This is a genomic window from Pseudoxanthomonas sp. (genome assembly GCF_036845285.1).
Taxonomy (GTDB): Bacteria; Pseudomonadota; Gammaproteobacteria; order Xanthomonadales; family Xanthomonadaceae; genus Pseudoxanthomonas_A.
Window position 1 is genome coordinate 141,149 of sequence record NZ_DAIUEE010000005.1, and the last position, 12,618, is coordinate 153,766.

Annotated in this window: 14 protein-coding genes and 1 tRNA gene; 13 read left to right on the forward strand and 2 right to left on the reverse strand. The window is 67.5% G+C overall.

All coding sequences use genetic code 11. From position 1 onward, the window contains the following. Positions 1-885 carry a LysR family transcriptional regulator gene (locus tag V7060_RS08220; RefSeq protein ID WP_334178759.1) on the reverse strand — a complete coding sequence of 295 codons (885 nt, stop codon included), beginning with the start codon at positions 883-885 and terminating at the stop codon, positions 1-3. A gap of 95 nt (positions 886-980) precedes the next feature. Between V7060_RS08220 and trpB the strand changes: the two genes are divergently transcribed. The 5 genes from trpB (at position 981) to V7060_RS08245 (ending at position 6,428) form a co-directional block, all read left to right on the forward strand. Then, positions 981-2,192 carry a tryptophan synthase subunit beta gene (trpB, locus tag V7060_RS08225; RefSeq protein WP_334178760.1) on the forward strand — a complete coding sequence of 404 codons (1,212 nt, stop codon included), beginning with the start codon at positions 981-983 and terminating at the stop codon, positions 2,190-2,192. 98 nt (positions 2,193-2,290) lie between these two features. Beyond that, entirely contained in the window at positions 2,291-3,088 is a 798-nt protein-coding gene (trpA, locus tag V7060_RS08230; RefSeq protein ID WP_334178761.1) for a tryptophan synthase subunit alpha, read from the forward strand. Positions 3,089-3,175: 87 nt separating this feature from the next. Further along, positions 3,176-4,069: an acetyl-CoA carboxylase, carboxyltransferase subunit beta gene (accD, locus tag V7060_RS08235; protein ID WP_299343042.1), complete on the forward strand. Its 894-nt coding sequence runs from the start codon at positions 3,176-3,178 to the stop codon at positions 4,067-4,069. Continuing rightward, on the forward strand, positions 4,066-5,415 hold the full coding sequence (gene glmM, locus V7060_RS08240; protein WP_334178762.1) for a phosphoglucosamine mutase: 1,350 nt from the start codon (positions 4,066-4,068) through the stop codon (positions 5,413-5,415). Before accD ends, glmM begins: the two co-directional genes overlap by 4 nt. Before the next feature lie 74 nt (positions 5,416-5,489). Then, positions 5,490-6,428, forward strand: coding sequence for a 2-oxoglutarate and iron-dependent oxygenase domain-containing protein (locus tag V7060_RS08245; RefSeq protein WP_334178763.1), 939 nt, complete (start codon positions 5,490-5,492; stop codon positions 6,426-6,428). 72 nt (positions 6,429-6,500) lie between these two features. Here V7060_RS08245 and V7060_RS08250 read toward each other — a convergent pair whose 3' ends face one another. Continuing rightward, positions 6,501-7,313, reverse strand: coding sequence for an SDR family oxidoreductase (locus V7060_RS08250; RefSeq protein WP_334178764.1), 813 nt, complete (start codon positions 7,311-7,313; stop codon positions 6,501-6,503). Between the two features lie 108 nt (positions 7,314-7,421). Here V7060_RS08250 and tpiA point away from each other — a divergent pair, with 108 nt between their 5' ends. The 8 genes from tpiA to nuoE all read left to right on the forward strand — a co-directional run bounded on the left by tpiA (position 7,422) and on the right by nuoE (position 12,616). Beyond that, positions 7,422-8,180: a triose-phosphate isomerase gene (gene tpiA, locus V7060_RS08255; RefSeq protein WP_334178765.1), complete on the forward strand. Its 759-nt coding sequence runs from the start codon at positions 7,422-7,424 to the stop codon at positions 8,178-8,180. Between the two features lie 59 nt (positions 8,181-8,239). Continuing rightward, the gene (secG, locus tag V7060_RS08260) at positions 8,240-8,686 is read left to right on the forward strand and encodes a preprotein translocase subunit SecG (protein WP_334178766.1); all 447 of its coding nucleotides are present in this window, start codon (positions 8,240-8,242) and stop codon (positions 8,684-8,686) included. Positions 8,687-8,733: 47 nt separating this feature from the next. After that, positions 8,734-8,818 (forward strand) — tRNA-Leu (locus V7060_RS08265). Positions 8,819-9,119: 301 nt separating this feature from the next. Then, the gene (locus V7060_RS08270; protein WP_055943822.1) at positions 9,120-9,476 is read left to right on the forward strand and encodes an NADH-quinone oxidoreductase subunit A; all 357 of its coding nucleotides are present in this window, start codon (positions 9,120-9,122) and stop codon (positions 9,474-9,476) included. Then, complete coding sequence (locus tag V7060_RS08275) at positions 9,467-10,021, forward strand: NADH-quinone oxidoreductase subunit B (RefSeq protein WP_055943825.1); 555 nt, start codon at positions 9,467-9,469, stop codon at positions 10,019-10,021. The genes V7060_RS08270 and V7060_RS08275 overlap by 10 nt, the downstream gene beginning before the upstream one ends. A 44-nt stretch (positions 10,022-10,065) precedes the next feature. Then, positions 10,066-10,791, forward strand: a complete 726-nt coding sequence (locus V7060_RS08280) for an NADH-quinone oxidoreductase subunit C (RefSeq protein ID WP_334178767.1) — start codon at positions 10,066-10,068, stop codon at positions 10,789-10,791. Next, a complete protein-coding gene (locus tag V7060_RS08285) occupies positions 10,788-12,092 on the forward strand; it encodes an NADH-quinone oxidoreductase subunit D (RefSeq protein ID WP_334178768.1) in 1,305 nt (434 codons plus the stop codon). Before V7060_RS08280 ends, V7060_RS08285 begins: the two co-directional genes overlap by 4 nt. Further along, positions 12,089-12,616: an NADH-quinone oxidoreductase subunit NuoE gene (gene nuoE, locus V7060_RS08290; protein WP_334178769.1), complete on the forward strand. Its 528-nt coding sequence runs from the start codon at positions 12,089-12,091 to the stop codon at positions 12,614-12,616. The genes V7060_RS08285 and nuoE overlap by 4 nt, the downstream gene beginning before the upstream one ends. Positions 12,617-12,618 lie beyond the last annotated feature (2 nt).

A 12,618-nucleotide genomic window follows, 5' to 3' on the forward strand; every position in this document is an offset into this window, starting at 1 on the left:
TCAGGCCAGCGTGGCGCGCAACCAGGCTGCCAGCGCGGCGATTCGGGGATCGTCGTTGCCACGCACGGCGCAGAGCGCCCATTCGCCGCCGGTGTCGACGAAGCCCCACGGCGCAACCAGCCGTCCGCTGTCCAGGTCCGCCTGGACCAGCTCGCGCGGGGCGATCGCGACCCCGAGGCCGGCGGCGGCGGCTTCCAGCAGGTAGGTCAGGTGGTCGAAGCCGGCGCCAGGGCGCAGTGCGGCGGGGTCCAGTCCATGGGCGTCGAACCAGCGCGGCCACGCCTGCGGTCGCGACGCGGTATGCAGGACCGCCTCGTCCAGCAGCGCGCCGGCGGACGCCTGCTGCAACCGGGCGAATCCGGCATAGCGGGGACTGACGACGGGGCCGATCCGTTCGGGAGCCAGTGGATGCACGTCCCATCCCGGCGGCCATGGTGCTTCGCCCAGCAACAAGGCCGCATCCAGTCCGGTCAATGCGGCATCGAAGCCGCCTTCCTGCGCCGACAGGTGCAGTTTCAGGTCGGGAAGATCGGTGGCCAGCGGTTCCAGCCGGGGAATCACCCACCGTGCCAGCAGACTGCCCGGGCAGCCGAGTACGAAGGCCGCGGGGCGCCGGTCGCGCTGCAACGTGGCCCAGCCGGCCTGGAGGGCCGAGAAGGCCTCGCCTGCCAGGTCGCGCAGCCGCAGGCCATCCGCCGTCAGCGCCAGGCCGCGGCCATCGCGGACGAACAGCGACCGGCCCAGCGCGGTTTCCAGCGTACGGATGTGCCGGCTGACAGCGCCGTGGGTGACGTGCAACTCGCCGGCGGCCCGGCTCACGCTGCCCCAGCGGGCGGCGGCCTCGAAGGCACGCAGGGCGTTGAGTGGGGGCAGGGGACGCGACATGGCGTGAGTTTAAGTCACTGGTTGGTGATATTTCATTGATTTTCGGGCCACGACCCGTGCGCTAGAGTGACGGCTCGTTTCTCCGGTCCCCTCCCATGTCCACGCCCGCCGATTACCACGCCTATCCCGACGCCCGCGGCCATTTCGGCCGGCACGGCGGTCGCTTCGTCGCCGAAACCCTGATCGGGCCGCTGCAGGCGTTGTCCGCCGCCTACGACACCGCGCGCGTCGATCCGGCCTTCATCGCGGCATTCGACAAGGACCTGAAGCATTACGTCGGCCGGCCCAGCCCGATCTACCACGCCGAGCGGCTGAGTCGCGAAGTGGGCGGCGCGCAGATCCTGCTCAAGCGCGAGGACCTGAACCACACCGGCGCGCACAAGATCAACAACACCATCGGGCAGGCGCTGCTGGCCAGCCGCATGGGCAAGAAGCGGATCATCGCCGAGACCGGCGCCGGCCAGCACGGCGTCGCCAGCGCCACCGTCGCCACGCGGCTGGGCCTGGAATGCGTGGTCTACATGGGGGCCACCGACATCGAGCGGCAGAAGATCAACGTCTACCGCATGAAGCTGCTTGGCGCGACGGTGGTGCCGGTGACCAGTGGGTCGGCCACGTTGAAGGACGCGCTGAACGAAGCGATGCGCGACTGGGTGACCAACGTGCATGACACCTTCTACATCATCGGTACCGTCGCCGGCCCGGATCCGTATCCGCGCATGGTCCGCGACTTCAACGCCATCGTCGGCCGCGAGGCGAGGGCGCAGATGCTGGCCGATTACGGCCGCCTGCCGGACGCGATCACCGCCTGCGTCGGTGGTGGCAGCAACGCCATCGGTCTGTTCCACGCCTTCCTCAACGATCCGGGCGTGCGCATCGTCGGTGCCGAAGCCGCAGGCGATGGCATCGAGACCGGTCGCCACGCGTCGTCGCTGTCGGCCGGCCGCGTGGGCGTGCTGCATGGCAACCGCACCTACGTGATCTGCGACGACGACGGGCAGATCATCGAAACGCATTCGATTTCCGCCGGCCTGGATTACCCGGGCGTCGGGCCGGAACACGCTTTCCTGAAAGATAGCGGCCGCGCCGAATATGTCGGTATCACCGACGAGGAGGCACTGGCCGCCTTCCATCGCCTGACCCGCACCGAGGGCATCCTGCCCGCGCTGGAGTCCAGCCACGCCGTCGCCCAGGCGATCAAGCTGGCGCGTGACCTGCCGAAGGACCAACTGGTGTTGTGCAACCTGTCCGGTCGCGGCGACAAGGACGTGCACACCATCGCTGCCCGCGAAGGCATCACCCTGTAACCCTGCGGTCGGGGCTTCAGCCCCACCGTGGATGCGGCAGCGGTCGGGGCTGAAGGCTCTCCTGCAACGGCCGACCCATCGAACACTCTGAGCACGCCATGTCCCGTTTCGAACAGAAATTCGCCGAACTGAAATCCGCCGGCCGCAAGGCGCTGGTGCCGTTCATCACCGCCGGCGATCCCTCGCTGGAATCCACGGTGCCCGTGATGCATGCGCTGGTCGCGGCTGGCGCCGACGTCATCGAACTGGGCGTCCCGTTTTCCGACCCGATGGCGGATGGCCCGGTCATCCAGCGCAGCTCCGAGCGCGCGCTGGCACGCGGTGCCGGCCTGCGTTACGTGCTGGAAGCGGTGGAGGTGTTCCGCCAGCAGGACGACGGCACGCCGATCGTGCTGATGGGCTACCTGAACCCGGTGGAGATCCACGGCGCCGAGCGCTTCGCCCGCGAGGCGGTCGCCGCCGGGGTCGATGGCGTGCTGCTGGTCGACCTGCCGCCCGAGGAAGCCGAACAGACGCGTGCGGTGTTCGACCGCGAGGGACTGGCGCTGATCGCCCTGGCCTCGCCGACCACCTCGCCCGAGCGGCTGCGGATGCTGTGCGAAGCCGCGCAGGGCTATCTCTACTACGTCAGTTTCGCCGGCGTGACGGGGGCCTCCGAGCGGCTGGATACCGCTGCGGCCGGTGAACGCCTGAAGCTGCTGCGGGCGGATTCGCGCGTGCCGGTGGTGGCGGGGTTCGGCATCCGGGACGCCGACAGCGCCCGTGCGATGGCGACCGATGCCGATGGCGTCGTGGTCGGCAGCGCGCTGGTGGCCGCACTGGCCGATGCGGGCGCAGACGCCCCGTCGCGGGCATCGGCTTTCCTGGCCCCGTTGAGGGCGGCACTGGACGGCTGAGGCACCGTACGGCTGTGCATGGACGACTGAGCTAAACTGCCGCGCTAATCCATGAGGCCCCGCCAGGGGCAGGCAGCAAGACCACGCATGAGCTGGCTCAGCAAACTGATGCCGTCGGGCATCCGCACCGAAGGCAACGCGGGCAAGAGCAAACGCAGCGTCCCCGAGGGGCTGTGGGAAAAATGCGACCGCTGCGGCGCGGTGCTGTACCGGCCGGAGCTGGAGGAAAACCTGGAGGTCTGCCCGAAGTGCAGCTTCCACATGCCGATCCGCGCCCGCGCCCGTCTGGCGGCGCTGTTCGATCCGGGCAGCACGCGCGAAATCGGCGCCGCGCTCGGTCCGACCGACGTGCTGAAGTTCAAGGACCAGAAGAAGTACGCCGACCGCATCAAGGCCGCGCAGAAGAGCACCGGCGAGCGCGACGCGCTGATCACGCTGCAGGGCACCCTGAAGGGCCGCGACCTGGTCGCCAGTTCGTTCGACTTCGCCTACATGGGCGGCTCGATGGGCTCGGTGGTCGGTGAACGCTTCTCGCTGGGTGCCGAGAAGGCGCTCGAGATCGGTTCGCCGTTCGTGTGCTTCTCCGCCAGCGGCGGTGCGCGCATGCAGGAAAGCCTGTTCTCGCTGATGCAGATGGCCAAGACCTCGGCCGCACTCGGTCGCCTGCGCGAGGCCGGCCTGCCGTACATCTCGGTGATGACGCACCCGACCACCGGCGGCGTATCGGCCAGCTTCGCGATGCTGGGCGACATCAACCTGGCCGAGCCGGAAGCGCTGATCGGCTTCGCCGGCCCGCGCGTGATCGAGCAGACCGTGCGCGAGACGCTGCCGGAAGGTTTCCAGCGTTCCGAGTTCCTGGTCGCGCACGGCGCGATCGACCAGATCTGCGACCGCCGCGAAATGCGTGACCGGCTGGCGGACCTGCTGGCGTTGATGATGCGACAGCCGAAGCCCGAGGACAGCGAACTGGTGACCGCATGAGCCGCAAGTATTTCGGTACGGATGGCATCCGTGGCCGCGTCGGCACCAGTCCGATCTCGGCCGATTTCGTCCTGCGCCTCGGCAATGCCCTGGGACGCGTGCTGTGCGAGAAGGCCGGCGACACGCGCCCGGTGGTGGTGATCGGCAAGGACACGCGCATTTCCGGCTACATGTTCGAGGCCGCGCTGGAGGCCGGTCTGGTCGCCGCGGGTGCCGATGTGCAGCTGATGGGCCCGATGCCGACGCCGGCCGTCGCCTTCCTGACCCGCACGCTGGGTGCCGACGCCGGCATCGTGATCAGCGCCTCGCACAACCCGCACTACGACAACGGCATCAAGTTCTTCTCCGCCGAAGGCGAGAAGCTGGACGACGCCACCGAGGCCGCCATTGAGGCGGCACTGGATGCGCCGTTCTTCACCGCCGAATCCGACAAGCTGGGCAAGGCGATCCGCACGCGCGACGCGGTCGGTCGCTACATGGAGTTCTGCAAGGCCAGCGTGCCGCGCCGCTTCGACCTGAAGGGCATGAAGCTGGTGCTGGACTGCGCGCATGGCGCGACGTACCACATCGCGCCGTTGCTGTTCCGCGAACTGGGCGCCGACGTGGTCACCATCGGCGCGGAGCCGAACGGCATCAACATCAACGATGGCGTGGGTTCCATGCACATCGACAGCCTGGCCGCGAAGGTCCGCGAAACAGGCGCCCATCTCGGCATCGCATTCGATGGCGACGGCGATCGCGTGCTGATGGCGGACGGGCAGGGCGCGCCGGTGGACGGCGACCAGCTGATCTATCTGCTGGCGCGCGACTGGCAGACCATCGGCCGCCTGCGTGGCCCGGTGGTCGGCACGCTGATGACCAACTATGGCCTGGAGCGCGCACTGGGCAAGCTCGAGATTCCGTTCGTCCGCACCAAGGTCGGCGACCGCTACGTGCACCAGGCGCTCGTCGAGGGCAATGCGGTGCTCGGCGGCGAAGCCTCCGGCCACCTGCTGTGCCTGGACCGCACCACCACCGGCGATGCCATCATCGCGGCATTGCAGGTGCTGGAAGCATTGAAGCGAAGCAAGGTAACGCTGCGCGACGCGCTGGATGGCCTGACGATGCTGCCGCAGAAGACCATCAACGTGAAGCTGGCCAAGGGCGCCCGGCCGACCGAGGCGGCCAGCGTGCAGGCCGCGCTGGTGCAGGCCCAGGCGGCTGTCTCGGGACGCGGTCGCGCGTTCCTGCGTCCGTCCGGCACCGAGCCGGTGGTGCGCGTCACCGTCGAGGCGGACGACGACGCCCTGGTGAAGCGCACGCTGGAAACCCTGGCCGAGGCCGTGCGCGCCGCCGCAGCGGCGTAAGCCGAATCAATGAACCTCCGGCGTGGTGACGGTCCAACGGCCTCCCGCGCCTTTCCCCTGTTGGAGCAGAGTGCATGAGTGCCCGAATCCCCACGCTGGACATCACCCGTTTCGATACCGACCGCGAGGCCTTCGTGGCCGAACTCGGCGCGGCGTATCGCGAATGGGGTTTCGCCGGCATCCGCAACCACGGTATCCCGCAGGCGCAGATCGATGCCGCCTACGACGTGTTCAAGCGTTTTTTCGCGCTGTCCGACGATGCCAAGCAGCGCTATCACGTGCCCGGCAGCGGAGGCGCGCGCGGCTATACGGCGTTCGGCGTGGAGACCGCGAAGGACTCCAAGCATTTCGACCTCAAGGAGTTCTGGCACATCGGGCGCGAGATCCCGGACGACTCCAAGTACCGCGATGTGATGCCGCCGAACCTGTGGCCCGACGAAGTGCCCGGCTTCCGCGAGCACGGCTATGCCCTGTACCAGGCGCTGGACCAGTTGGGTTCGCGGGTGCTGTCGGCGCTGGCGCTGCACATCGGCCTGCCGGAAACCTACTTCGCCGACAAGACCGATTCCGGCAACTCGATCCTGCGGCCGATCCATTACCCGCCGATCACCGCCGACGACATTCCGAACGTGCGCGCCGGTGCGCACGAAGACATCAACCTGATCACGCTGCTGGTCGGCGCCAGCGCCGCTGGCCTGGAAGTGCGTTCGAAGCAGGGCGAGTGGGTACCGTTCACTTCGGACGCCGACACCATCGTGGTCAACATCGGCGACATGCTGCAGCGCCTGACCAACCACGTGTACCCGTCGACCACGCATCGCGTAACCAATCCGCCCGGTGAACAGGCGCGCCAGCCGCGTTATTCGGTGCCGTTCTTCCTGCATCCGAACCCGGACTTCCTGATCGATGTGCTGCCGTCCACGATCACGCCGGACAATCCGAGCCGCTACGCCGAGCCGATCACGGCGCAGGGCTATCTGGAAGAACGCCTGCGCGAGATCAAACTGAAATAGGGCGGGCCCCGGCCCGCCATCGCGCGCCGCCACGCCGCCGGGATATCCCGGCGGCGTGCGTTTCCGGTCTGCTTAATCCAGGGGACGCACCTTGCGGGAATTCTTGGCCATCATTCCCATCGCCAGGCGGTGCGGCAGCAGCTTCACGATCGCGTGCAGCAGGCGATAACGCCAGCCAGGCACCACCAGCACGTCGCCACGCTCGTTGCCCTCGATGCCGGCACGCGCCACGTCCGCGGCCTGCAGCCACATCGTGGGCGAGACCCGCATGCGCGCGCGGGTGCCGGTGACGTCGTGGAATTCCGAGTAAGTGAAGCCGGGGCACAGCGCGCTGACCTGCACGCCACGGTCGGTGTTCTCCAGCGCCAGCGCCTCGCTGAATTTCACGAGGAAGCCTTTCACAGGCGCATACAGCGTCTGTCCGTCGGCGGCGGGCATCAGCGCGGCGAACGAGGCGATGTTGAGGATGCGGCCCTCGCCGGAGGCGCGGATCGAAGGCAGCAGTCGCCATGTCAGTTCGCATACCGCGGTGACCATCACCTGCAGGAACGCGGCGTGGTCCGCCCACTCGCTGCTCCGGTAGCGGCCGGGCATGCCGTAGCCGGCGTTGTTGACCAGGATGCGGATCTTCACGCCGCGTCTTTCCAGTTCGGCCACCAACGCCGCGGGGGCTGTGGGATCGGCGAGATCGGCTGCGACCACTTCCACCGGGACCTGCGCCTGCAACTCGGTCGCCAGCGCCTGCAGCCGGTCCACGCGGCGTGCCGTCAGCACCAGCGGCACGCCGCGTCGTGCGTATTCGCGGGCGATCTGCTCGCCGATCCCGCTGGAGGCTCCGGTGACGAGGGCATAGCCGGAGGGTGGAGCGGGGGAGGCGGCGGGCATGGCAGGGTCCTGCGGTGCGTGGATGGCGTCCACGATAGCGCGGCGGGTAGGTGCGCCGGCCAACATCGGCTAGACTGCGCGGCCTCGAACTGGACAGGAATTGGTCTTATGCGTCGCAAGCTCGTGGCCGGCAACTGGAAGCTTCATGGCACCCGCGATTTCGCGACGGCGCTGATGGATGAACTGGTCGCAGGCCTGCCGCTGGACGGCGTGGACCTGCTGATCCTGCCGCCGCTGCCCTACCTGGGCGAGCTGATCGAGGATTACGGCGACCGCGGCGTGGCCTTCGGCTCGCAGGATGTCAGCAGCAATGAAAAGGGCGCCTACACCGGCGAAGTCTGTGCCGCGATGCTGGTGGACGTAGGCGCGCGCTACGGCCTGGTGGGGCATTCCGAGCGCCGCCAGTACCACGACGAAAGCAGCGAACTGGTGGCGAAGAAGTTCGTGGCCGCGAAGAACGCCGGCCTGGTCCCGGTGCTCTGCGTGGGCGAGACCGAGCAGCAGCGCAAGGACGGGCAGACCGAGTTCCGCATCCAGAAGCAGCTGCAGGCGGTGTTCGACCTGGCCGGCCCGCAGGCGTTCGAAAATGCTGTCGTGGCCTACGAGCCGGTGTGGGCCATCGGTACCGGTCTGACCGCCACGCCGGCGCAGGCGCAGGACGTGCACGCCTTCATCCGTGGCGAAGTCGCCGCGCGCGATGCTAGAATCGCCGGCTCGTTGCCCCTCCTGTACGGCGGCAGCGTGAAGCCCGACAACGCCGCGGAACTGTTCTCGCAGCCCGATGTCGATGGAGGGCTGGTGGGCGGCGCTTCCCTGGTCGCCCGGGATTTCCTGGCCATCGCGCAGGCGGCGGCCGGTCGGGGATAACCCCGGCAAGACCGGTTCCCTCGGGGCCGGACGACTCAACCGGTTGAGACTGATTCCAAATGTGGATGTTGATCCTGAATGTGGTTTACGTGCTGGTGGCCATCGCCATCATCGCGCTGGTGCTGATGCAGCGCGGTTCCGGCGCCCAGGCGGGTTCGGGCTTCGGCGGCGGCGCGTCGGGCACGGTGTTCGGCGCGCGGGGCGCGTCCAACTTCCTGTCCAAGAGCACCAAGTGGCTGGCCATCACGTTTTTCGGCATCAGCCTGTTCATGGCGTGGTACGCGACACACAGTGCGCGGCCGACCACCCAGCAGAACCTCGGCGTGATGTCGCAGCTGCCGGCGGCACCCGCGGCGCCGGCGGGCGAACTGCCCAAGCCGTCGACGGTGCCGAGCACGCCGATCCAGCAGGCGCCCGCCGCGCCGGCCGGCAGCGTTCCGGCCGCGCCGCAGCAAACGGCTCCATCGGCGGAAACGCCGCCGGTGACGCCGCCGCAGGGCGGCTGAGCCCGGCTACAATGGCGACGCGCGCAACGCGTCGCACAGGTTTCAAAGCCCAGGTGGCGGAATTGGTAGACGCACTACCTTGAGGTGGTAGCGGCGAAAGTCGTAGGGGTTCGAGTCCCCTCTTGGGCACCAACATGGCGGATCGGCGGCAACGTCGCTTCCGCATCGAAAAAACCCGCCTTCCGGCGGGTTTTTTCTTTTGCCGAGTGCGGCCATAAGCGCCGGTAATCGTTTACTAGCGAGTTCACGAACCGTTACAATCCCGCCGATTCATCGGGTGCCCGGTACGTGTTGCGGAAGGGTTCCCGCAGAAGATGGGCCCGGTGGTCGCGCCACGGGTCGCACGCGGCCCGGGCCGCGGGCGGGCGAAGCAGCCCCATTCATGCCGTGCCGCGTCGTGCGCGCCGGCGGATAGGACAAGAGAGACAAGCGAGTGCTGGCCAATTACCTGCCCACCCTGTTGTTCCTGATCGTCGCCACCGGCATCGGCATCGCGCTGATGGTGGCGGGTCGCTTCCTGGGTCCGCGTCGTCCCGACGCGCAGAAGCTGTCCCCGTACGAATGCGGCTTCGAGGCCTTCGAAGACGCGCGCATGAAGTTCGACGTGCGCTACTACCTGATCGCCATCCAGTTCATCGTCTTCGATCTGGAAATCATCTTCATCGTTCCGTGGACGCTGGTGTTCCAGGAGCTGGGTCCGCGTGCGCTGGTCACGATGGGCCTGTTCGTGGGCATGCTGTTCCTCGGCTTCATTTACGTGTGGAAGAAGGGAGCGCTCGAATGGGAGTGATCCAGACCGTCGACCGTCTGATGAACAACCCGATCCCGGAAGGGCGGGTGGACGACATCCTGCGCCCCGAAGGCGACAACCCGCTGCTGGAAAAGGGCTACGTGACCACCAGCGTCGACGCGCTGATGAACTGGGCGCGTACCGGCTCGATGTGGCCGATGACGTTCGGCCTGGCCTGCTGCGCGGTGGAGATGATGCACGCCGGTACGTCGCGCCTGGACCTGGACCGCTACGGCGTGGTGTTCCGCCCGTCGCCGCGCCAGTCCGACGTGATGATCGTCGCCGGCACCCTGGTCAACAAGATGGCCCCGGCGCTGCGCAAGGTCTACGACCAGATGCCCGAGCCGAAGTGGGTCATCTCGATGGGCAGCTGCGCCAACGGCGGCGGTTACTACCACTATTCGTACTCGGTGGTGCGCGGTTGCGATCGCGTGGTGCCGGTGGACGTGTACGTGCCCGGTTGCCCGCCCACCGCCGAGGCGCTGGTGTACGGCATCCTGCAGTTGCAGAAGAAGATCTGGCGCACGCAGACCATCGCGCGCTGAGTCCTCTTCCCCCTGACATCCCTTTCTAGAGCACGCCACGCCCCATGGCTGAGCAAGCTGCAAACTTCACCGACCAATTGCGCGCGCGTTTCGCCGACGCGACGGTCAGCGTCGCCGAGCCGCGCGGCGAAGTCACCCTGGAAGTGCCGTCCGCCTCCTGGCACGCGGTCTGCCTGGCGCTGCGCGACGAGTTCGGGTTCGAGCAGGCCGTCGACGTCAGCGGCGTGGACTACCTGGGCTACGGCAGCGCCGAGTGGGATACCGCCGACGTGTCGTCCGAAGGCTTCAGCCGTGGCGTCGAAGGCTTTGGTCCGGGTCGCTTCAACTGGGACCAGCGCCCGCGCGACCCGGTCCGTCCGAACCGTTTCGCCGTCGTGCTGCATCTGCTGTCCTACCAGCACAACCGTCGCGTGCGCGTGCGCTGCTTCGCGCCGGACGATGGCCTGCCGGTGGTGGCGTCGCTGTGCGACGTATGGCCGGGCCTGAACTGGTTCGAGCGCGAGGCGTTCGACTTGTACGGCATCATTTTCGAAGGCCATCCGGACCTGCGCCGCATCCTGACCGACTACGGGTTCGTCGGCCATCCGTTCCGCAAGGACTTCCCGCTGATCGGCAACGTCGAAGTCCGCTACGACGAAGAGAAGAAGCGCGTGGTGTACGAGCCGGTCACCTCGGTCGAGCCGCGCGTCGGCGTGCCGCGCGTGATCCGCGACGACGCCCGCTACCAGACCGCCGCCGGCGAGCAGGCCGCGCGCGAGGGCAAGGCATGAGCAATCCGCAATCCGGCGTCGCGTTCGCCAGCAATCCTGCCGAAAGCAAGCAGGAAATCCGCAACTACACGCTGAACTTCGGTCCCCAGCATCCGGCCGCGCACGGCGTGCTGCGCCTGATCCTGGAGATGGACGGCGAGACCATCGTGCGTGCCGACCCGCACGTGGGCCTGCTGCACCGTGGCACCGAGAAGCTGGCCGAGTCCAAGCCGTTCAACCAGTCGATCGGCTACATGGACCGCCTCGACTACGTGTCGATGATGTGCAACGAGCACGCCTACGTGCGCGCCATCGAAACCCTGATGGGGATCGAGGCGCCGGAGCGTGCGCAGTACATCCGCACGATGTTCGACGAGATCACCCGCATCCTGAACCACCTGATGTGGATCGGCTCCAACGCGCTCGATCTCGGCGCGATGGCGGTGATGCTTTACGCCTTCCGCGAACGCGAAGAGCTGATGGACTGCTACGAGGCGGTCAGCGGTGCGCGCATGCACGCCACGTACTACCGTCCGGGTGGCGTCTACCGCGACCTGCCGGACCGCATGCCGAAGTACAAGGAATCGCCCTGGCGCAAGGGCAAGGCGCTGAAGCAGTTCAACCAGGCCCGCGAAGGTTCGCTGCTCGACTTCCTCGAGGATTTCACCCAGTCGTTCCCGCAGCGCGTCGACGAATACGAGACGCTGCTGACCGACAACCGCATCTGGAAGCAGCGCACCGTCGGCATCGGCGTGGTGTCGCCGGAACAGGCGCGTGCGCTCGGCATGACCGGCGCCATGCTGCGCGGCTCGGGCATCGCCTGGGACCTGCGCAAAAAGCAGCCGTACGCGAAGTACGACGTCGTCGATTTCGACATCCCCGTCGGCGTCAATGGCGACTGCTACGACCGTTATCTGGTCCGCGTCGCCGAGATGCGCCAGTCCAACCGCATCATCCAGCAGTGCGTGAAGTGGCTGAAGGCCAACCCCGGCCCGGTCATGGTGCAGAACTTCAAGGTCGCGCCGCCCTCCCGCGAGGAGATGAAGGACGACATGGAAGCGCTGATCCACCACTTCAAGCTCTTCAGCGAAGGCTACTGCGTGCCGGCCGGCGAGACCTACGCCGCGGTCGAAGCGCCGAAGGGCGAGTTCGGCTGTTACCTGGTGTCCGACGGCGCCAACAAGCCCTTCCGCGTGAAGTTGCGCGCGCCGGGCTTCGCGCACCTGTCCTCGATGGACGAGATCGTGCGCGGCCACATGCTCCCCGACGTCGTCGCGATGATCGGTACCTATGATCTTGTCTTTGGTGAGGTGGACCGATGAGGGCCACGGGTAATTTCGAAGCGGCGCAGCACGTCGATCCGCTGGTGGCGTTGAGTGACAGGACGCGCGCGCACATCGATCACTGGCTGGCCAAGTTCCCGCCGGACCGCAAGCGTTCCGCGGTGCTGCAGGGCCTGCATGCCGCGCAGGAACAGAACGATGGCTGGCTGACCGACGAGCTGATCGCCGCGGTCGCCAAGTACCTCGACCTGCCGCCGGTGTGGGCGTACGAAGTCGCCAGCTTCTACTCGATGTTCGAGACCGAGAAGGTCGGCCGCAACAACGTCGCCTTCTGCACCAACATCAGCTGCTGGCTCAACGGCGCGCAGGACCTGGTGGCGCATGCCGAGCAGAAGCTGGGCTGCAAGCTGGGCGAATCGACGGCCGACGGCCGCGTGTACCTGAAGCGCGAAGAAGAGTGCGTCGCCGCCTGCTGCGGTGCGCCGGTCGTGGTCATCAACGGTCACTACCACGAGAAGCTGACGCCGGCCAAGGTCGACGAACTGCTGGACGGGCTGGAGTAAGC

Excerpts from the sequence above, each read along its gene's own strand:
- V7060_RS08280 (WP_334178767.1), top strand. The coding sequence starts at position 10,066 with ATGGCTGAGCAAGCTGCAAACTTCACCGACCAATTGCGCGCGCGTTTC.
- V7060_RS08220 (WP_334178759.1), bottom strand. The coding sequence starts at position 885 with ATGTCGCGTCCCCTGCCCCCACTCAACGCCCTGCGTGCCTTCGAGGCC.
- V7060_RS08245 (WP_334178763.1), top strand. The coding sequence starts at position 5,490 with ATGAGTGCCCGAATCCCCACGCTGGACATCACCCGTTTCGATACCGAC.
- glmM (WP_334178762.1), top strand. The coding sequence starts at position 4,066 with ATGAGCCGCAAGTATTTCGGTACGGATGGCATCCGTGGCCGCGTCGGC.
- V7060_RS08250 (WP_334178764.1), bottom strand. The coding sequence starts at position 7,313 with ATGCCCGCCGCCTCCCCCGCTCCACCCTCCGGCTATGCCCTCGTCACC.
- V7060_RS08285 (WP_334178768.1), top strand. The coding sequence starts at position 10,788 with ATGAGCAATCCGCAATCCGGCGTCGCGTTCGCCAGCAATCCTGCCGAA.
- secG (WP_334178766.1), top strand. The coding sequence starts at position 8,240 with ATGTGGATGTTGATCCTGAATGTGGTTTACGTGCTGGTGGCCATCGCC.
- V7060_RS08275 (WP_055943825.1), top strand. The coding sequence starts at position 9,467 with ATGGGAGTGATCCAGACCGTCGACCGTCTGATGAACAACCCGATCCCG.
- tpiA (WP_334178765.1), top strand. The coding sequence starts at position 7,422 with ATGCGTCGCAAGCTCGTGGCCGGCAACTGGAAGCTTCATGGCACCCGC.
- accD (WP_299343042.1), top strand. The coding sequence starts at position 3,176 with ATGAGCTGGCTCAGCAAACTGATGCCGTCGGGCATCCGCACCGAAGGC.
- trpA (WP_334178761.1), top strand. The coding sequence starts at position 2,291 with ATGTCCCGTTTCGAACAGAAATTCGCCGAACTGAAATCCGCCGGCCGC.
- trpB (WP_334178760.1), top strand. The coding sequence starts at position 981 with ATGTCCACGCCCGCCGATTACCACGCCTATCCCGACGCCCGCGGCCAT.
- nuoE (WP_334178769.1), top strand. The coding sequence starts at position 12,089 with ATGAGGGCCACGGGTAATTTCGAAGCGGCGCAGCACGTCGATCCGCTG.